The organism is Roseovarius sp. MMSF_3359, assembly GCF_030733385.1.
In the GTDB taxonomy this organism is placed as follows: Bacteria; Pseudomonadota; Alphaproteobacteria; order Rhodobacterales; family Rhodobacteraceae; genus Roseovarius.
Window position 1 is genome coordinate 146877 of record NZ_JASHJC010000009.1, and the last position, 19442, is coordinate 166318.

The 19442-nt window shown below is 61.8% G+C and carries 19 protein-coding genes; 15 read left to right on the forward strand and 4 right to left on the reverse strand.

What is annotated here, in order from left to right; all coding sequences use genetic code 11:
- The first annotated feature begins 67 nt into the window (after positions 1–67).
- On the forward strand, positions 68–271 hold the full coding sequence (locus RBB29_RS14345; RefSeq protein WP_306114616.1) for a hypothetical protein: 204 nt from the start codon (positions 68–70) through the stop codon (positions 269–271).
- Positions 272–393: 122 nt separating this feature from the next.
- On the opposite strand, the gene panC is transcribed toward RBB29_RS14345, so the two are convergent.
- Together panC and panB are read right to left on the reverse strand one after the other, a co-directional pair.
- Positions 394–1242, reverse strand: coding sequence for a pantoate--beta-alanine ligase (panC, locus tag RBB29_RS14350; RefSeq protein WP_306114615.1), 849 nt, complete (start codon positions 1240–1242; stop codon positions 394–396).
- Positions 1239–2078: a 3-methyl-2-oxobutanoate hydroxymethyltransferase gene (gene panB / locus RBB29_RS14355; protein ID WP_306114614.1), complete on the reverse strand. Its 840-nt coding sequence runs from the start codon at positions 2076–2078 to the stop codon at positions 1239–1241. The genes panC and panB overlap by 4 nt, the downstream gene beginning before the upstream one ends.
- A gap of 159 nt (positions 2079–2237) precedes the next feature.
- Here panB and RBB29_RS14360 point away from each other — a divergent pair, with 159 nt between their 5' ends.
- The 10 genes from RBB29_RS14360 (at position 2238) to RBB29_RS14405 (ending at position 13151) form a co-directional block, all read left to right on the forward strand.
- A complete protein-coding gene (locus tag RBB29_RS14360) occupies positions 2238–3713 on the forward strand; it encodes an ABC transporter substrate-binding protein (RefSeq protein ID WP_306114613.1) in 1476 nt (491 codons plus the stop codon).
- Between the two features lie 79 nt (positions 3714–3792).
- Positions 3793–4740, forward strand: a complete 948-nt coding sequence (locus RBB29_RS14365; protein ID WP_306114612.1) for an ABC transporter permease — start codon at positions 3793–3795, stop codon at positions 4738–4740.
- Positions 4737–5552 carry an ABC transporter permease gene (locus RBB29_RS14370; RefSeq protein ID WP_306114611.1) on the forward strand — a complete coding sequence of 272 codons (816 nt, stop codon included), beginning with the start codon at positions 4737–4739 and terminating at the stop codon, positions 5550–5552. Before RBB29_RS14365 ends, RBB29_RS14370 begins: the two co-directional genes overlap by 4 nt.
- On the forward strand, positions 5549–7099 hold the full coding sequence (locus RBB29_RS14375; protein WP_306114610.1) for an ABC transporter ATP-binding protein: 1551 nt from the start codon (positions 5549–5551) through the stop codon (positions 7097–7099). Before RBB29_RS14370 ends, RBB29_RS14375 begins: the two co-directional genes overlap by 4 nt.
- A gap of 89 nt (positions 7100–7188) precedes the next feature.
- Positions 7189–7980, forward strand: a complete 792-nt coding sequence (locus RBB29_RS14380) for a hypothetical protein (protein ID WP_306121169.1) — start codon at positions 7189–7191, stop codon at positions 7978–7980.
- A 9-nt stretch (positions 7981–7989) separates the two neighbouring features.
- Positions 7990–9165 carry a winged helix-turn-helix domain-containing protein gene (locus RBB29_RS14385; protein ID WP_306114608.1) on the forward strand — a complete coding sequence of 392 codons (1176 nt, stop codon included), beginning with the start codon at positions 7990–7992 and terminating at the stop codon, positions 9163–9165.
- Positions 9166–9181: 16 nt separating this feature from the next.
- Entirely contained in the window at positions 9182–9922 is a 741-nt protein-coding gene (locus tag RBB29_RS14390) for an SDR family oxidoreductase (protein ID WP_306114607.1), read from the forward strand.
- 66 nt (positions 9923–9988) lie between these two features.
- Positions 9989–11047, forward strand: a complete 1059-nt coding sequence (gene gmd, locus RBB29_RS14395) for a GDP-mannose 4,6-dehydratase (protein WP_306114606.1) — start codon at positions 9989–9991, stop codon at positions 11045–11047.
- Positions 11044–11970, forward strand: a complete 927-nt coding sequence (locus RBB29_RS14400; RefSeq protein ID WP_306114605.1) for a GDP-L-fucose synthase — start codon at positions 11044–11046, stop codon at positions 11968–11970. The genes gmd and RBB29_RS14400 overlap by 4 nt, the downstream gene beginning before the upstream one ends.
- Positions 11967–13151: a DegT/DnrJ/EryC1/StrS aminotransferase family protein gene (locus RBB29_RS14405; protein WP_306114604.1), complete on the forward strand. Its 1185-nt coding sequence runs from the start codon at positions 11967–11969 to the stop codon at positions 13149–13151. The genes RBB29_RS14400 and RBB29_RS14405 overlap by 4 nt, the downstream gene beginning before the upstream one ends.
- A gap of 98 nt (positions 13152–13249) precedes the next feature.
- On the opposite strand, the gene RBB29_RS14410 is transcribed toward RBB29_RS14405, so the two are convergent.
- Entirely contained in the window at positions 13250–14209 is a 960-nt protein-coding gene (locus RBB29_RS14410; protein WP_306114603.1) for an SIS domain-containing protein, read from the reverse strand.
- 181 nt (positions 14210–14390) lie between these two features.
- Between RBB29_RS14410 and RBB29_RS14415 the strand changes: the two genes are divergently transcribed.
- Together RBB29_RS14415 and RBB29_RS14420 are read left to right on the forward strand one after the other, a co-directional pair.
- The gene (locus RBB29_RS14415; protein ID WP_306114602.1) at positions 14391–15719 is read left to right on the forward strand and encodes a UDP-glucose/GDP-mannose dehydrogenase family protein; all 1329 of its coding nucleotides are present in this window, start codon (positions 14391–14393) and stop codon (positions 15717–15719) included.
- A gap of 89 nt (positions 15720–15808) precedes the next feature.
- Positions 15809–17026 (forward strand): CynX/NimT family MFS transporter, encoded by a 1218-nt coding sequence (locus RBB29_RS14420; protein ID WP_306114601.1) that lies wholly within the window; start codon positions 15809–15811, stop codon positions 17024–17026.
- A 283-nt stretch (positions 17027–17309) separates the two neighbouring features.
- Here RBB29_RS14420 and RBB29_RS14425 read toward each other — a convergent pair whose 3' ends face one another.
- Positions 17310–18224: a rhodanese-related sulfurtransferase gene (locus RBB29_RS14425; RefSeq protein ID WP_306114600.1), complete on the reverse strand. Its 915-nt coding sequence runs from the start codon at positions 18222–18224 to the stop codon at positions 17310–17312.
- Between the two features lie 98 nt (positions 18225–18322).
- On the opposite strand from RBB29_RS14425, the gene pncA reads away from it, so the two are divergent.
- Complete coding sequence (gene pncA, locus RBB29_RS14430; RefSeq protein ID WP_306114599.1) at positions 18323–18919, forward strand: bifunctional nicotinamidase/pyrazinamidase; 597 nt, start codon at positions 18323–18325, stop codon at positions 18917–18919.
- A 62-nt stretch (positions 18920–18981) separates the two neighbouring features.
- Complete coding sequence (locus RBB29_RS14435; RefSeq protein ID WP_306114598.1) at positions 18982–19437, forward strand: universal stress protein; 456 nt, start codon at positions 18982–18984, stop codon at positions 19435–19437.
- The last annotated feature ends 5 nt before the right edge of the window (positions 19438–19442 follow it).

Below are 19442 nucleotides of genomic sequence, written 5' to 3' on the forward strand. Positions count from 1 at the left end.
TCAGACGATTCTTGCCACCGGCGTTAACTATTCCTGTGGCAATTGATGTCTGCTGAAAGTCTGGGAAATGGAAAATTTGACGCGGGAAGCCAAGGCCAAGATCCGTGATCTTGTGCAGCGCGAGCGTGAGCTGGCAATCTCTGAGCGGGAATGGAAACATCGTCTGCGCGGGTATGGATATGCGATCCAGGAGACCGATGAGGGCCGGATCGTGACGTCGCTGTTGCGCGGCGCGCGCCTGTGCAGTCTGCCGGGCCAGGTCGTTCACTGAAACGCTGGCAAATTGAGCGCGTTTCACGCGCGCTGGATGTCTCGTCGGCGGCCTCCGGCCTTCTCCTCGGTTGGGGGCAAGCGGCGACGTGACGCGAAAGCGCCAATTTTGGGGTGCTTGGGTCAATCTTTGACCGAAATATTGTCGATCAATCGAACACCGGCGAGCCAGGCCGCCGCCAGAAGCCGGGCAGGACGTTCCGGCATGTCGAGCAGCTCCAGATTGTCATTGGCGCGAACTTCCAGATATTCGACCTTGGTGAAACCGGCATTTTCGATCCGGGCGATCGCCTCCTCCTGAAGCTCGGAAAAGGGGGTGCCTTTCGCCATTTCCTCGGCGATACGCTCCATTTCTTCGTTCAGCGCCGATGCCTTGATGCGGGCGCGATCCGAGATCAGCAGGTTGCGCGAGGACATGGCCAGCCCGTCGATTTCGCGAATGGTCGGGCAGCCATGCACCGTGATCGGGATGTCGAGGTCGCGGGCCATGCGGCGGACGATTTGCAACTGCTGAAAGTCTTTTTCACCGAAATACGCATCCGTGGCCGCGGTTTGCAGGAAGAGCTTGGCCACCACTGTCGCCACCCCGTCGAAGTGGCCGGGCCGGTGCGCGCCGCAGAGAACATCGGTCAGCCCCGCCACCGTCACCGTTGTCGCAAACCCGTCGGGATACATTTCATCCCCGTCGGGGACGTAGAGCACGTCGATGTCGAAACGCTCCAGCTTGCGGGCATCTTCGTGTTCGGTCCGGGGGTAGTTTTCGAGGTCGTCGGGGTTGTTGAACTGCATCGGGTTGACGAAAATCGTCACGATCACCCGGTCGCAATCCTTCTTGGCGGCCTCGACGAGCGAGAGGTGGCCGTCATGCAGGGCGCCCATTGTCGGCACGACCCCGATACGTTCGCCCGCCGCCTGCCATTTCGTGGTTTCCCCCCGCAGATCGGCCAGTTTGCGCAGGATCGGCGCGGTCATTTCCGCTTGCCCTTGGTCGGGGCCTGATCGGCAAAAACATGTTCGGCGGCGGGGAAGCTGCGGGCGCGGACCTCTTCGGCATAAGCGGCGATGGCCTTTTCACCATCCTCACCCAAGGTGCCGTATCGTTTGACAAATTTCGGTTTGAACGCCGTGAAGAGCCCAAGCATGTCGTCAACGACAAGGATCTGCCCGTCGCATCCCGCCGAGGCACCGATGCCGATGGTGGGAATCGGGATCTCCGCGGTGATCTTGTCGGCGAGGGTGGCAGGGACCTTCTCGAGGACAACCGAAAACGCCCCGGCTTCGCTGATCGCGCGGGCGTCCTGCATCAGCTGCGCGGCACCCTCATCACGGCCCTGCACCTTATAGCCGCCGAGCGTGTTGATCGACTGCGGTGTCAGGCCGATATGCGCCATCACCGGCACGCCGCGCGCCACCAGGAATGCGATTGTTTCGGCCATGTGCTGCGCGCCTTCGAGCTTGACCGCCACTGCGCCGGTTTCCCGCATCAGCGTGGCGGCATTTGCAAAGGCCTGTTCGGGGCTTTCCTCATAGCTGCCAAAGGGCATATCGACGACGAGCATCGCATGTTTCAACCCCCGCGCGACGGCTTGCCCATGCAGGATCATCATCTCCATCGTCACGCCCAGGGTCGAGGGCATGCCATGCAGCACCATGCCGACGCTGTCGCCCACCAGCACAAAATCGCAATGGGCGTCCATCATGCGGGCCATTGGGGTGGTATAGGCGGTCAGGCTGACGATCGGTGTGCCGCCCTTCATGGCCCGGATATCATCGGGCAGGGGGGCGGATTTCTGGGCTGTGGCACTCATTTTTGCGTCCGAACCATGCTGCGTTGCAGAATTACCTACCAAGTCTGCACTGCGATTTCCACCTCTCTGTTAACAAAGCCCCCCTTGATCGTCGTGCGTTTTGCGGGAAGAGTTGCACCGGGCGATGTACGCGTCGCCCGACCGGGACGGAGAAAAGTGATGAAACTGCTGCGCATAGGGATATTTGCAGCCCTGATCGGGGTTTCCGGCGCCATTGCGCAGGCGCGCGATAGTATCGTGGTCGGTCTGCAGCTTGAACCGCCGCATCTCGACCCGACCAGTGCGGCGGCCGGGGCAATCGACCAGGTGCTTTATGCCAATGTCTTTGAGGGCCTGACGCGGTTTGGGCCGGACGGGTCGGTCAATCCGGGCCTCGCCGAAAGCTGGACGATCTCCGAGAGCGGCACGGAATACACGTTCAAACTGCGCACTGGCGTGACATTCCACGATGGGACTGAATTCGACGCCAAGGATGTCAAGTTCACCCTGGACCGCGCCCGCGACGAGACCAGCCAGAATGCGCAGAAGGGGCTTTTCGAAGGGATCGAGGCTGTTGAGGTCTCCGGTCCGTTGGAGGTCAAGGTGACCTTGCAGGCGCCGGAGGGGAATTTCCTCTTCAACATGGCCTGGGGGGATGCGGTGATCGTGGCCCCGGAAAGCATCGGCGACATCAAGCAGAAACCGATTGGTACCGGGGCGTTCAGGTTCAAGGATTGGGTGCAAGGGGATCGGATCGAGCTTGAACGCAACCCGGAATACTGGGGTGAGCCTGCGCGCCTTGAAAGCGCGGTATTTCGGTTCATCAGTGATCCGACGGCGGCCTTTGCCGCGGTCATGGCTGAGGATGTGAATGCCTTTCCCGCCTATCCCGCACCCGAGAACCTGCCGCAATTCGAGGCGGACCCGCGGTTCCAGGTGCTGGTCGGCAGCACCGAAGGGGAAACCATCCTTGCCATCAACAACAAGATGGAGCCTTTCGACGATATTCGGGTGCGTCGGGCCGTGGCCCATGCCATCGACCGCAAGGCGGTGATCGACGGCGCCATGTTTGGCCTTGGCACACCAATTGGCACGCATTTCGCCCCGCATCATCCCGACTACACCGACCTGACTGCCCTGTCGCAATACGACCCGGCGCTGGCCATCCAATTGCTTGCCGAGGCGGGTTTTGAAGGCGGGTTCACCACGACGCTCAAGCTGCCGCCGCCCTCATACGCCCGGCGCGGTGGCGAGATCATCGCGGCCCAATTGCGGGCCGTGGGCATAGAGACGGAGATCACCAACCTGGAATGGGCGCAGTGGCTGGAAGAGGTGTTTCGCGGCAAGAATTTCGGCCTGACGATCGTGAGCCATACGGAGCCTTTCGATATCGGGATCTATGCCCGGCCGGATTACTACTTCCAGTATGACAGTGTGAAATTCCAGGCCGTGATGACCGAGCTGAATACCGAACAGGATCCGGCCAAGCGGTCGGAATGGCTGGCGGCGGCGCAGCGGGTGATTTCCGATGATTACGTGAACGGATACCTGTTCCAACTGGCGGCGATCACCGTGGCGGATGCCCGCCTGCGTGGCCTCTGGCAAGACGCCCCGACCCAGGCGACAGATCTCACCGGCGTCTATTGGGAGCCGTAGCCGCCGCCAAGGAAGGTGCCGAGATGATGCAAGCGGAGGGTGGTGTGCGCCGTGCGACCGGGTTTGGGATGGCGCCCTGATGCTGGGCTATGCAATGCGCCGCCTGCTGTCGCTGATCCTGTCGCTTCTTGTGGCAAGCGTCGTTATTTTCCTGGCGCTTGAGGTCGTGCCGGGCGATCCGGCGGCCTATATGCTGGGCCTCAACGCGCAAGAGGACACGCTTGCCGCCCTGCGCGCCGAACTGGGGCTCGAAGGCTCGAAAACCTCAAGATACCTTAGTTGGGTCACCGGGATGCTGTCGGGCGACTTCGGCACCTCCTACACTTATCGCACACCGGTGGCCGGGATGATCGCCGACAGGCTCTGGGTCAGCCTGCCACTCGCGATCTATGCCCTGGCATTGAGCATTCTCATCGGGTTTCCCGCCGGGATCTGGGCCGCGTCACGCCGGGGAACGGTTGTCGATGCGGGCGTCATGGGGATCACGCAGCTCGGCATTGCGGTGCCGAATTTCTGGTTCGCGATCCTGATGGTTTTTGTCTTCGCCATCAACCTGCGCTGGTTCAGCGCGGGCGGGTTTGCGGGGTGGGACGCGGGTGTCCTGCCGGCGCTTAAGTCGCTGACATTGCCGGCGGTGGCCCTCGCCTTGCCGCAGGCCAGCATCCTGGCGCGGATCATGCGCTCGTCGCTCCTGGATACCCTGACCGAGGATTACGTCCGCACCGCCCGCGCCAAGGGGCTGAGCCGGGCGCAGGCGATCCGGCGCCATGCGCTGGGCAACGCATTGATCCCCATCCTGACCATCATCGGGCTGCAATTCTCCTTCCTGCTGGCCGGGGCGATCATCATCGAAAAGGTCTTCTTCCTGCCCGGTCTTGGCCTGCTGATCTTCCAATCCATCTCGGCGCGTGACCTCATCGTGGTCGAATCGGTGGTCATGCTGTTGGTCTTTGCGGTGATCGCCGTGAATTTTGCCGTTGATCTGGCCTATGCCTGGGTTGATCCCCGGCTGAGGGGGCGGCGATGAAGGGAAACCTTGTCATCGGTCTGGCCCTGACGGCTCTTTTCGCCACGGCGGCGCTCCTGTCCTTTGTCTGGGTGCCTTATGATGTCGCGGCAATAGACGTGGCCGCCAAGATGCAATCGCCCTCCACGGCGCACCTGCTGGGTACGGATCACCTGGGCCGCGATATCCTGAGCATGCTGATGACGGGCGCGCGGACGTCGATTGCCGTGGCGCTTGTGGCCGTTGGGATCGGCATGGGGCTGGGCGTGCCACTGGGCCTCGCCGCGGCGGCGCGGCGCGGGGGATGGCTCGATGAGCTCATCATGCGGGCCAACGATCTGGTCTTTGCCTTCCCGAGCCTGCTCATCGCGATCATGATCACCGCCGTGTTCGGTGCCGGTGCGGTGAATGCGATCCTCGCCATCGGGATCTTCAACATCCCCGTATTTGCCCGTCTGGCCCGCGGGGCGGCACTGCCGCTCTGGCAGCGCGAATTCATCCTCGCGGCGCGGGTCGCAGGCAAGGGACCCGCCCGGATCAGCGCAGAACACATCCTGCCCAACATCACCAACCTGCTGATCGTGCAGGGGACGATACAATTCAGCCTTGGGATCCTGGCCGAAGCGGGGTTGAGCTATGTGGGCCTCGGCGCGCAGCCGCCCCTGCCCAGTTGGGGCCGCATGTTGGCTGATAGTCAGACGATGACCGCGATTGCCCCCCACATGGCAATTTTTCCCGGGATGGCGATCCTTTTGATGGTGCTCGGGCTGAACCTGCTGGGCGATGGTCTGCGCGATGCGCTGGACCCGCGGCTGAGGCGGCGGGTGACATGAGCCTTTTGCGCATATCCCGCCTCGGCCTGTCGCTTTCGGGGACGGAGATCCTGCGCGATGTGACACTTGATGTGGCGCCCGGGCAGGTGGTCGGTGTGATCGGCGAAAGCGGATCAGGCAAGTCGATGATGGCCCTTTCGGTGATGCAATTGCTGCCCGATAAAGCGGCTGTCTCCGGGGAAATCACCCTCGACGGGCGAGACATACTTGATCTGTCCGAGCGTGAGCTCTGCACCCTGCGGGGCCGGGTGATGAGCATGGTTTTCCAGGAGCCGATGACGGCGCTCAACCCGCTCCACACGATCGGCGATCAGGTGGCCGAGGTGATCCGCCACCACGAGAAGACATCGGCAACAGAGGCGTTGAAACGGACCAAAGCCGCGCTTGAACGGGTCGAGCTTACCCTGCCGCTCTCGCGCTATCCCCACGAATTGTCCGGCGGGCAGCGACAGCGCGTCTGCATCGCGATGGCCATCGCGCTCCGCCCGCGCCTGCTGATCGCGGATGAGCCGACCACGGCGCTTGATGTCACGACGCAGGCGGGGATTCTCGACCTGCTCAAACGCCTGGTGGTCGAGGACGGGATTGGCCTCCTGCTCATCAGTCACGATCTGGGCGTGGTGGCCCGCATGGCTGATCACGTCGCCATCATGAAAGCGGGGCAGATTGTCGAAAAGGGCCGGATTGATGGCCTGCACCATCCCTATTCGCGGGCGCTGCTTGAGGCGTCGGATCATGTCCCGGACCGCTCGCCCCAATCGGGTGATGCGCCGCTTCTGCAGGTGCGCGATGTGGTCCGGGAATACGATCTGCCCCGTCGGCATCTCTGGCGGCCGCCTGACAGGTTCCGCGCCGTGGATCGCGTGAGTTTCGACCTGAAGCGCGGTGAAAACCTCGGCCTCGTTGGCGAATCCGGTTGCGGCAAATCCACACTGATGCGTGCGATCCTGGCGTTGGAGCCTCTGCAAGGCGGTGAGATCCTGTTGGACGGACAACCCATTGGCCCCGACATACGCCGCCGTATGCAGGCGGTTTTTCAGGACCCTTATGGAAGTTTCAATCCCCGTCACCCGGTCGCGCGGCTGGTGTCGGAGCCTTGTCATGTGCTTGATCGACCGCCGGTGGGGGCCGCCCTCGAAGACGCCATTGTCGAGGTCCTTGAAAGCGTCGGATTATGCGCCGAGGACCGGCACAGATACATCCATGAATTCAGCGGCGGACAGCGGCAACGCATCGCCATCGCGCGGGCGCTCATCATCCGACCGGAGCTGATCGTTCTAGATGAGGCGGTCAGCGCGCTTGACGTACATGTCCGGGCGCAGATACTCGACCTTCTGGCGGCGCTGAGCGAACGGTTCGGCCTGACGTATCTCTTTATCAGCCACGACCTCAGCGTGGTGCGCAATGTCACCGACCGTGTCCTGGTGATGCGCGGCGGCAAGATCGTCGAGGAAGGTCCAACCGCCGACGTTTTTGCAAACCCCCGGCACGCCTACACGAGGACGCTGATCGAGGCGGCGCCGCGCCTGCCCGAACACATCGCCTGAGCCCGGGGTTTTCATTCGGGCCAAAAGCTCTACACATGTCAGGGGAACGTGTCGCGTCGCGGATCGCGCGGCCTGAAAAAGGAACGGCCTTGGGTTTTTTCCGATATATGGCAAGGGTTTGCGTGGTCGCGACGGCGTTGGTGACCCTGCCGGGGCCTGGGCATGCACAGGATGTGACCGTCCGGAAATCCGACATCGTCCGCATTTTGGGACAACTGCCAGAATTCACGCCGATCCGCGAAGACATGAGAGCCCTTGGATTCGAAGGCGAGAAGCTCGATCTTGCGGTCGCTCAGATCGAGCGGATGTTGCGGGACCCGCTGATCGCCAGCAACATTGCCGACCGGGTGATTGCCGCCCGCCTGCCGAATGTGGATACCGTCGAAGCGGGTGGCCTTTTCTGGCCCCTTGTTGACCGCGGGCTGGGGCGGCTGAACCCGCGGGAATTGCGGTATTTCTACGTGGTTGAGCAGGCAATGCTCAAGGCGCTGCCGACCCGCGAATGCGGGTTGACGATCAAGGAAAGACTGGCCCCGGAACGGCTTGCCAAGGTGACGGGCAGCGTAGCCGCGCGGCTCAACACGCCCGCCCTTAAGGAGTATTACCGCATCCAGTTCAAGGCGGCGCAATTCGGGGCGTCGCAAGAGGTTTTCCGGCTCGCCCCTGCCGCCGAAGCCAAGGCCGCGGAAACCATCAACCGGGCGCTTGGCCGGACGCTCGCGGATCGCCCGGACCGGAAGGCACTGATGCGGGCCTATCGCAACCTTAACCGCGTCGGCAACAGGCGGGCTTGCGAGGCGGGGCGGCTGTTCATGGATGCGGTCCTGTCGTTGGAGGGGCGTGAATTGCACAACGCGCTTATCCTTCTGAGCACGCCCTGAGGTCCGGTCATGGCACCGCTCCGGATATCCAACAAGGACGCCCGCCGGCTGTGGCTCTGGACCAATGGCCTGTCGAACACGCCTGTCGGACCGCTGGACGTGATGGGGATCATCCGCCAGCTGGGCTTTGTCCAGATCGACACGATCCGCAATGTCACCCGTGCGCACCATCATATCCTCTGGTCCCGCAACCAGAACTACCGCGAACATATGCTCTGGCCGTTGCTGAAGAATGACAGGGCGATCTTCGAGCACTTCACCCATGACGCCTCTCTCATCCCGATGGCGTACCGGCCCTATTGGCAGCGGCAGTTTGACAGGCTTGGTCAGAAAGCAGCGAATGCGGCCTGGTATCAATCCGGGTTGGGTCAGGAAGAGATCAAAAACATACGGAGGCGTATTGAAAGAGAGGGCGCGCTTTCAACCCATGCCTTTGACACCAAGATCGACGGGAAAAGAGAGATGTGGGCGCGCCCGCCGCACAAGAAGGCGCTGGATCAGATGTGGTATGCCGGTGAACTGGCAACCTGCTTCAGGGAGAATTTCGTCAAGTTCTATAACCTTGGGGAACGTGTCTTTCCGGCCCATCTTCGGCAGCCTGCCGATGATCCGGATCAGGTAGAATGGCTTTGTAATCAGGCGATTGACCGGCTGACCTTTGGAACATCCGGGGATGTCAAACGGTTCTGGGATGCGGTGGGCTCCGCGGAAGCCGCCACTTGGTGTCAGGATCATCGCCATCTGGTCCCGGTCGAGATCGAAGGGGCGGATCGAAGCTATACCACTGCCTGGGCCACGCCGGATATCGAGGCGCGGCTCGCGAGGGTTGATGCACCAACCATACGCTTGCGTATCCTAAACCCTTTCGATCCCGCCATACGAGACCGTATGCGATTGGAGCGGCTCTTTGGGTTCGCGTATCGCAACGAGATGTTCGTCCCCGCGGCCAAACGGAAATGGGGTTACTACGTCTACCCCTTGCTTGAGGGCAGCCGCTTTGTGGGCCGTATGGAGATCAAGGCGGACCGGGCCGCCGGTTGGATGCGTGTCACCGGCTTCTGGCCGGAACCCAAGGTCAAATGGGGGGCGGCCCGGCAGGAAAAACTGGACAAGGAACTGGCGCGATTTGCGCGTCTGGCGGGGATCGGCGATGTTTCCTGGCAGGTGCGTCCACCTGCGGGCTGAGGATATGGAGGGCAAAGTGCGACTGACCGGAAAGACGGCAATTGTGACGGGGGGCGCCAGCGGCTTCGGCGCCGGGATCGTGCGGAAATTCCTGGCCGAGGGGGCGCAGGTCATGATCGTGGATATCAACAGCGATGCGGCGGCAACGCTGGCCGAAGAACTGGGATGTGCGGCCTGCACTGTGGATGTATCGGACCGGGCCAGCATCCAGGGCATGAAACTGGCAGCACAGCACACCTTTGGCCTTCCCGACATCGTGGTGAACAATGCGGGCATCACCCATCTGCCCGCGCCGCTCGAAGATGTGGACGAGGAGGATTTTGACCGGGTCTTCGCCGTCAATTGCAAATCGGTCTACCTGACCGCGCAGGCCTTCGTGCCGGACATGAAGGCGCGCGGAACCGGTGTGTTTCTCAACGTCGCCTCAACGGCGGGAGTCAGCCCGCGCCCGAGGCTCAACTGGTATAACGCCTCCAAGGGCTGGATGAACACGGCGACCCGGGCGATGGCGGTGGAACTGGCCCCGGACGGCATCCGGGTAAACGCGATCAACCCCGTCGCCGGTGAAACGCCGCTTCTGGCCAGTTTCATGGGGGAAGACACGCCTGATATGCGCGCGAAGTTCCTGTCGACCATCCCGATGGGCCGGTTCTCGACCCCCGAGGACATGGGCAACGCCGCGGCGTTCCTGTGCAGTGACGAGGCCAGCATGATCACCGGTGCCTGCCTTGAGGTCGATGGCGGGCGCTGCATCTGACCCCTGTTAATTGCCGCGCGAAAGCAGTATCCGGGGGCGGACAAAGAGGAAGTGACGAGGCAAAAAATGGTGAAAACCGCGCTCATTACGGGGGTGACCGGGCAGGATGGGGCTTATCTGGCCGAATTTCTGCTTGAAAAGGGCTACCAGGTGCACGGGATCAAACGGCGCACGTCGCTTTTCAACACCGCCCGTATTGACCACCTCTTTGAAGGAGAGCCGGGGAAATCCGGGCAGTTTCAACTGCATCACGGCGACATGACCGACAGCTCGTCGCTGACCCATATCCTGCAAAAAACCAGGCCTGATGAGGTCTATAACCTCGCCGCGCAAAGCCATGTTGCCGTGAGTTTCGAAGAGCCCGAATACACCGCCAATTCCGATGCGATGGGCGCGCTGCGCCTGCTCGAAGCGATCCGGTTCCTTGGGATGGGCGAAAACACGCGGTTCTACCAGGCTTCGACCTCGGAACTCTACGGATTGGTGCAGGAAACGCCGCAGCGGGAGACAACGCCGTTCTACCCCCGCTCGCCCTATGCCGTGGCCAAGCTTTATGCCTATTGGATCACCGTGAACTACCGCGAAGCCTATGGCATGTATGCCTGCAACGGCATCCTCTTTAACCACGAAAGCCCGATCCGGGGCGAAACCTTTGTGACCCGCAAGATCACGCGGGCACTGGCGCGGATCAAGCTCGGGATGCAGGACGAACTTTTGCTGGGCAACATGGACGCCAAGCGGGACTGGGGCCATGCGCGCGACTATGTGCAGATGATGTGGCTCATGCTGCAACAGGAGCGGCCCGAGGATTACGTAATTGCCACCGGGCAGCAATACTCGGTGCGTGATTTCGTGTCCCGTGCTGCTGAGGCGCTCGATATGCAGCTGACATTCGAAGGCGAGGGCGTAGACGAGGTCGCGCGCGATGCCGAGGGCCGCGTGGTCGTGAAGGTCGATCCGCAATATTTCCGCCCTGCCGAGGTTGAAACCCTGCTGGGCGATGCCAGCAAGGCGCGGCAGCAACTGGGCTGGGAGCCGGAAACGAGCTTTGATGAGCTGGTGCAGGAAATGGTCACCTCCGACCTGGCCGAAGCCGAGGCACAACAACGCGCCGAGGCGTCATGAAGATTTTCCTGACCGGCGGGCGCGGCATGGTCGGCCGTGCCATTCAGGAACACCCCGGTGCGGCGGCGCATCAGATCGTGGCGCCGACGAGTGCTGATCTGGACCTGACCGACCGCGCGGCGGTCATGACGGCCATTGCCGAGACGGCCCCCGACATGGTGATCCACGCCGCCGGTCGCGTGGGCGGAATACAGGCCAACATGGCCGACCCGGCGGCATTTCTGGCCGACAATATGGATATGGGGTTCAACATCATCCGCGCGGCGCAGGCGGCGGGTGTCGGGCGGCTGCTGAACCTTGGGTCAAGCTGCATGTATCCGCATGATGCGCCAAACCCACTGCAGGAGGAGAGCCTGGGCAAGGGCGAGTTGGAGCCCACCAATGAGGGCTATGGGTTGGCAAAGCTGTCCGTCGCACGGCTCTGCGATTTTGTCTCTCGGGCCGAGGGATTCTCCTACAAGACATTGATTCCCTGCAACCTTTACGGGTTGCATGACAAGTTCGACCCGGAGGTTTCACACCTCGTCCCGGCGATTATCCGCAAGGTGCATGAGGCGAAACAGGCGGGCGCCGCGACGGTGGAAATCTGGGGGGATGGCACCGCGCGGCGCGAATTCATGTTCTCAGGCGACCTAGCCGACGGAGTCTGGCACGGGGTGGCGCATTTCGACGCTCTGCCCGGTTGCATGAATATCGGGCCGGGGCAGGATCATTCGATCAACGAGTATTATGAGATCGCGGCGGAGGTGATCGGCTGGCAAGGTAGTTTCACCCATGATCTCACCCGCCCGACCGGCATGAAGCAAAAGCTTATGGCCGTTGATCGACAGGCCGGTTTTGGCTGGTCACCTAAGACAACACTGCAAGACGGGATCGCGCAGACCTATGCGCATTTTCTGGAGTTGGAGGGGGCAAGCGCATGAGCGAACAGGGGTTTCCGCTGGCCACGACAAGCTGGGACGCGCGCGAATACGCCGCCATCGACCGGGTGGTGAAGTCGGGCATGTTCTCGATGGGAAAGGAGGTCGCAGCCTTTGAGGAACAATTTGCCGAAGCCATGGGCAGCAAATACTGCGTCATGGTCAATTCCGGGTCGTCCGCGAACCTGATCATCGTCGCGGCGCTCAGGTATCATTCAAAACATGCCTTGCCCGAGGGGGCGGAGGTGATCGTGCCGGCGGTCAGTTGGTCGACCACCTATTATCCGCTGCATCAATACGGGTTGCGGCAGAAATTCGTGGATATCGACCCAAATACGCTCAATTACGACCTGGATGCCTTGGAAGACGCAATCGGCCCCGAGACGCGCGCAATCATGGTGGTGAACCTTCTGGGCAACCCCAATGCGTTTGACCGGATCGAGAAAATCATTGGGGATCGCGATATCCTTGTGATCGAGGATAATTGTGAATCGCTCGGTGCCACCTATCAGGGGCGACAGGCGGGGACATTCGGCATCGCGGGCAGTTATTCGTCATTCTTTTCGCACCATATCGCGACGATGGAAGGCGGGTTGGTGGTAACCGATGACGAGGAGTTGCACCACATCATGCTGTCGGTCCGCTCCCATGGCTGGACCCGGCACCTGCCGAAAGTGAACCATGTGACCGGCGAGAAGAGCGATGATGCGTTCGAGGAATCGTTCAAGTTCGTGCTGCCGGGCTATAACCTGCGCCCGCTGGAGATGAGCGGGGCCATCGGGCAGGAACAGATCGCGAAACTGCCGATGATCGTGGGGGAAAGGCGCAAGAATGCCGAGGCCTTCAAGGCGCTGATGCAGGGCTATCCGCAGCTGCGCATCCAGCAGGAAATCGGCGAAAGCAGTTGGTTCGGATTTTCCATGGTGGTGCAGCCGGACGCGGGATTTGACCGCGCGGCGCTTATCCGGGCGTTGGGCGATCATGGTGTCGAATGCCGGCCCATTGTGACCGGGAACTTTGCCAAGAATGACGTGGTCAAAAACCATATGGATCATGTCATTCACGGAACGCTGGTGAATGCGGAAGATATTGATAAAAATGGGCTTTTCATCGGAAATCACCATTATTCCCTGGCGGGTAAATGGGATCTGCTGAGGGGTGCTTTCGATCAGGTGATCGCTTAGCGGGCGGTTCCTGAAAGGAGTGCGCTTGCGCGCACGCCCTATATCTCGTCATTCGCGCTCCGCGCTGCTTCCTCGGATTGGTGCTTCGTGGCTGGCGGCTATGCCACGCCCGCACGCAGCGCGTCGTGGATATGGACGAGGCCGACCAGGTGATGATCGTCGTCGGTCACCAGCAGGGTGGTGCGGCTGTTGGCGTTCATGATGCCAAGCGCCTCGACCAGGAGGGTGTCCGGCGAGGTGGTCATCGGCGTCCGCGTGGCGACCTCACCCGCAGTTTGTGTCATCAGCCCATCCATGTTGCGCCGCAAATCGCCATCGGTGATGACCCCGGTCAGGCGGGCATTTTCGACCACGGCGGCGACGCCGAACCCCTTGGCGGTCATTTCGATCAAGGTGTCGCCCATCGGGGTGGTCTCATGCACGATGGGCAGGTCGTCCCCGGTATGCATGACCGCGCTCACCTTGAGAAGCTGGGCACCTAATGTGCCGCCCGGATGGAAGACGAGATAGTTTTCCTTTTCAAACCCACGCAATTTCATCAGGGCAACGGCGATCGCATCGCCCAGGGCGATGGTACAGGTTGTCGACGTCGTCGGCGCCATGCCGATGCCGCAAGCCTCTGGCGCGTCCGGCAGAAGCAACAGGTGATCGGCCTGTTTGGCCAGGGTGCTTCTGGCTTTCTTGGTGATCGCGATCAGGGCAATGCCGAAGCGGCGGGTATGCGCGATCACATCCGCTAACTCGCGGGTCTCGCCCGAATTGGAGATCAGGATCACCGCATCGTCGGAGGTGATCATGCCGAGATCTCCATGGCTGGCCTCGCCGGGGTGCACACTTTGTGCAGGTGTGCCGGTGCTGGCCATGGTTGCGGCGATCTTGGCGGCGATATGGCCGGACTTGCCCATGCCCGACACGATCACCCGGCCTTTGACCTTGAGCAATGCCTCGACCACGTCGTCGAATCCATCGGACAGGCCATCGCGCATCTGCGCCAGTGCCGCGCCTTCGATGTTCAGGACATCCTGTGCAATCTCTCGTGGCGTCTTGGGGTCGGTCATATGCGGCGTCTCGCGATTAGAGGGTTGCGCCGGGTGATACCGCGCGCAGACGGTGCCGCCAAGCCCCTTGCGTGACGCCGGGGTGACGGGTGCGGGTGCATTTGCGGTAGCGAGGCCGCGATTGATTGACTTGCAACCGGGGCTGCCGCAGAACTTTGGCAGAGCAGATAAGGACAGGCGAATGAAAATCGCGATGATTGGGACCGGATATGTGGGCCTTGTGTCCGGCGTGTGTTTTTCCGATTTCGGCCATGACGTGGTGTGTGTCGACAAGGACCCAGACAAGATTGCCATGCTTGAGCGGGGTGAAGTGCCGATTTTCGAGCCGGGGCTTGAGGCGCTGATGGCCAAGAATGTGGAGGCCGGGCGGCTGACCTTCACGACGGATCTGGCCAGTTCGATCGATGGTGCCGAGGCGGTCTTTATCGCCGTGGGGACCCCCACGCGACGCGGCGACGGGCATGCGGATCTTACCTATGTCATGGCAGCGGCCGAAGAGATCGCGTCGCTCGCCCGCAACTACGTGGTGATCGTGACCAAATCGACCGTCCCTGTCGGCACGAACCGGCAGGTCAAACAGGCGGTCAAGAAGGCCAATCCGGATCTTGATTTCGATGTGGCGAGCAACCCGGAATTTCTGCGTGAAGGGGCGGCGATTGATGATTTCATGAAACCCGATCGCGTGGTGGTCGGCGTTCAGACGGACCGCGCCGCCGAGGTCATGGCCGAGATCTACAGGCCGCTTTACCTGCGGGATTTCCCGATCATCACAACCGGGCTGGAGAGCGCGGAGATGATCAAATACGCCGCCAATGCCTTCCTGGCGACCAAGATCACCTTCATCAACGAAATTGCCGCGCTTTGTGAACGCACCGGCGCGGATGTGAAGCAGGTCAGCCACGGGATGGGGCTCGATGGGCGAATCGGCAACAAGTTTCTGCATGCGGGCCCCGGCTATGGCGGAAGCTGTTTTCCCAAGGATACCAAGGCTTTGGCGCGGATCGGGCAGGATCACGGGCTGCCGATGCAAATCACCGAGACGGTGATCGGGGTCAACGAAGAGATCAAGCGGCGGATGATCGACAAGCTGCTCGACCTCTGTGACGGATCGTTCAACGGCAAGCTCATCGGCGTACTTGGCGTTACCTTCAAGCCCAATACCGACGATATGCGCGATGCCCCCAGCCTGACGGTGATCCCGGCGCTGGTCGGCGGTGGGGCCAAGGTGCGAGTGACCGATCCGCAGGGCAAACACGAGGGTGAGGCGCTCTTGCCCGGGGTGAGTTGGCAGGCCGATCCCTATAAATGCGCGAACAACGCCGATCTTCTGGTCATTCTGACGGAATGGAACGAGTTCCGGGCGCTGGACCTCAAGCGGCTGGTCAAGAAGATGAAGACGCCTCGGCTGGCCGATCTGCGGAACATCTATTCGCCGAAGGATGCGCGCCGAGCCGGGTTCGAGGCTTATGAGAGCATCGGGCGCGCGGGCTTTTCCGCGGCGGATGAATGATCCGTCGGCGCCCTTCCAAGGCCGCGTAATTACACGATTGAAACACCTTTCAGCTATACAGTCACCGGCTTGCATCCTAACGTCGCCGGATGACCGACACTGCCGATATTCTTGACAGCCAATATGCCTGGGCGCGGCTTGCCGTGTCGCTGCTGATCGCTGTGATCTGCAGCGCCGGGATCTGGGTCATGGTGCTGATCATGCCCGCGGTGCAGGCGGAATTCGGGATCAGCCGGGGGGATGTGTCGCTTCCCTACACGCTGACGATGATCGGGTTTGCGCTCGGCAACCTCGCGATCGGGCGGATGGTCGACGGGCTGGGTGCGACGCGCGCGATCATCGGGGCAGGGGTCGTTCTGGGGTCGGGTTTCGTATTGGCGGCCTTGGCGGGGTCGGTCTGGGTCCTGTCGCTGACGCAGTTTGTCATCGGGTTCGGTGCGGCGGCTGGGTTCGGGCCGCTCATGGCGGATGTCTCGCAATGGTTCCTGCGCAGGCGCGGCATCGCGGTGGCGATCACCGCCAGCGGCAATTACCTCTCGGGCGCGATCTGGCCGTTGATCCTGTCGGGGGTGCTGGAGGATCACGGATGGCGCGCGGTCTACTGGGTGCTGGCGACGGTGACGCTTCTCGGGATGATCCCGCTGGCGCTGATCCTGCGGCGCAAGGTGCCGCTTGCCGCGCGGGCGCGATCCGACGAGATTTCCGAGACGCGGCGGCAGGCGTCCGGCATCCGGCCCGGTACATTGACCCTTCTTCTGGGCCTTGCGGGCGTGGGATGCTGCGTGGCGATGTCGATGCCGCAGGTCCATATCGTCAGTTTCTGCGTCGATCTGGGATACACCGCGGGCATCGGCGGGCAGATGTTGTCAGTGATGCTGATCTGCGGCGTGGTCTCGCGGCTCGTGTCGGGCTTCCTTGCCGATTGGCTGGGCGGTGTGAAGACCGTTCTCATCGGCTCCGCGCTGCAATGCCTGTCGCTTTTTCTCTATCTGCCCGCCGGTAGCCTCGTTTCGCTCTACCTTGTGAGCGCGATTTTCGGGCTGGCGCAGGGCGGTATCGTGCCGAGCTATGCGGTCGTGGTGCGTGAATACATGCCAAGCGAAGAGGCGGGGCGGCGGGTCGGACTTGTCCTGATGATGACGATCCTCGGCATGGCTCTGGGCGGCTGGATGTCTGGCTGGATCTATGATCAGACCGGCGATTATCGGCTCGCTTTCCTGAACGGGATCGCGTGGAATTTCCTGAATATCGGGATCATGCTGCTCATTCTGATGCGGACGCGGACACGGGCAGCCGCATTGGCCTGAGACAGATCTGGCGAGGCGGCCAATACATGGCGTTCGGCGCTTTGCTCGCGCGGAATCAAGGCCCGCAGGGCCGCCGCGCGATCGCCAGACCGCCCCCGGGGCTGGCGATTTGTTGAGGCTAGCGCAACGCGAAGACGTTTTTCGGATTTGGTTGGATAAACTGCGCTCAACCGATGTTGGGTCGCCATCCCGCGGTCAGGCAATCGCGCGGCTCGTTCCTCCAAAAGGGGCATTCTCCGAGGATTTAATGCCAAGCACGACAAACGCTTTGGTCGTCTGACGATCAATCGCCGGGCAGGTTGGTCATGTGCCGCTCGCCACGGGCCTCGGATAGCGCGATTTGTTTCTGCCGTTCGCGGAACCGGTTCTTGTCATCCTCTGATGTCTCATCGACGCAATGATGACACGACACCCCGTGTTCATATTCCGCGCGCTTCATGTCGGCGGGCAGGATCGGGCGGCGGCAGGCATAGCAGAGCTGATGCGGCCCTTCCTTGAGGCCATGACCAACCGAAACACGCCCGTCAAAGACGAAACATTCACCGTTCCAGCTACTCTTGGCCTCGGGCACCTCTTCGAGGTATTTCAGGATGCCGCCCTTGAGGTGATAGACGTCCTCGACCCCCTGACCGAGCAGGTAGTTGGTCGATTTCTCGCACCGGATGCCACCGGTGCAGAACATCGCGATGCGCTTGTTGTGAAACCGATCCTTATTGGCTTCCCACCAAGCGGGAAAATCCCGAAAGCTCTCGGTTTTCGGGTCGATGGCGCCCTCGAACGTGCCGATCGCGACCTCGTAGTCGTTACGCGTGTCGATCACCGCCACATCGGGGCTGGCGATCAATTCGTTCCAATCGGTGGGATCGACGTAATGACCGACCTTTGCGACCGGATCGACGTCGGGCTGCCCCATGGTGACGATCTCTTTCTTGAGGCGGACCCGCAGACGACCGAATGGTTGCGTCTCGGCGGTGCTCTCCTTGTGTTCGAGACCTTCGCACCCCGGCAGCGCGCGGATATGGGACAGCACCGCGTCGATGCCGCCGCGCGGTCCGGCGATGGTGCCGTTGATCCCCTCCTGCGCCAGCAGCAGGATGCCCTTGATCCCCTCCGCCTTGCATAGTTCAAGCAATGGCCCCTGCAAGGCCTCCGGTTGGTCGAACCGGGTGAAATGATAGAGTGCGGCGATGGTGTACATGGGCGGCGATTTACGCCTTCGATGCGCGCCGGGCAAGGGGGGTGATTGACGCAGAGGGGCCGAGGCGCGTAGGCAGGAGGAAAGAGGAGATTTCGCCCATGTCCAACGCCCTGATCGTCATCGACGTGCAAAATGATTTCTGTCCCGGCGGGGCATTGGCGGTGGCCGGCGGAGATGAGATCGTGCCGGGGATCAACGCGCTGATGGCGGATTTTGACGCGGTGGTGCTGACGCAGGACTGGCATCCGGCGGGGCATTCGTCGTTTGCGTCTTCGCATGACGGCCTAGACCCTTTCGGCACGGTCGAGATGCCCTATGGCACGCAGGTCCTCTGGCCCGATCACTGCATCCAGGGCAGCGATGGCGCGGCTTTTCATGGCGATCTGAACACCGATCGCGCCGATATGATCGTGCGCAAGGGCTATAACCCGGCAATAGACAGCTATTCGGCGTTTTTCGAGAATGATCATGAAACGCCCACCGGCCTGCACGGCTACCTGCAAACGCGCGGAATCGACACACTCACGATGGTCGGACTGGCCACGGATTTCTGCGTCAATTTTTCGGCGGTGGATGCGGCGAAGCTCGGTTATGCAGTCACCGTCCGCACGGATTTGTGCCGCGCGATCGACTTGGACGGGTCGCTGGCGGCGGCGATAGACGGGATGGCGGCGGCGGGCGTCACGGTCGCCTGAGGCGTCTTGCCCCTTGCCGGAATACCCGTCATGATGGCACGTCGATGAGGAGGGCCTGAACCATGCGCAAGTTTCTGGTAGTTCTGGATGACAGCCGCGAATGTCTGAACGCGATGCGTTTTGCCGCGATGCGCGCGGCCCATACGGGCGGGGGTGTCGAGGTGCTGGCCGTGATCCCGCCCGAGGAGTTCAACCATTGGATCGGCGTCGGTGACATCATGCGCGAAGAGGCGCGGGAGAGCATCCACGCGCATTTCGAGGTCTTCGCCAAGTGGATGCGCGACAAGCAGGGCGTCGATCCCGAACTGGTGATCCGCGAGGGCGTGCCGGTCACGGAAATCATGGCGCAGGTGCAGGACGATCCCGAAATCGGCGTTCTGGTCCTTGGGGCCGGGACCGACAAGAAGGGCCCCGGGCCGCTTGTGACCCAGCTTTCCAAAAACTCCGGGTCGCTCGAGATTCCGATCACCATCGTGCCAGGCGATCTGAGCAAGGAACGGCTGGAGGCGATTACCTGACAGGG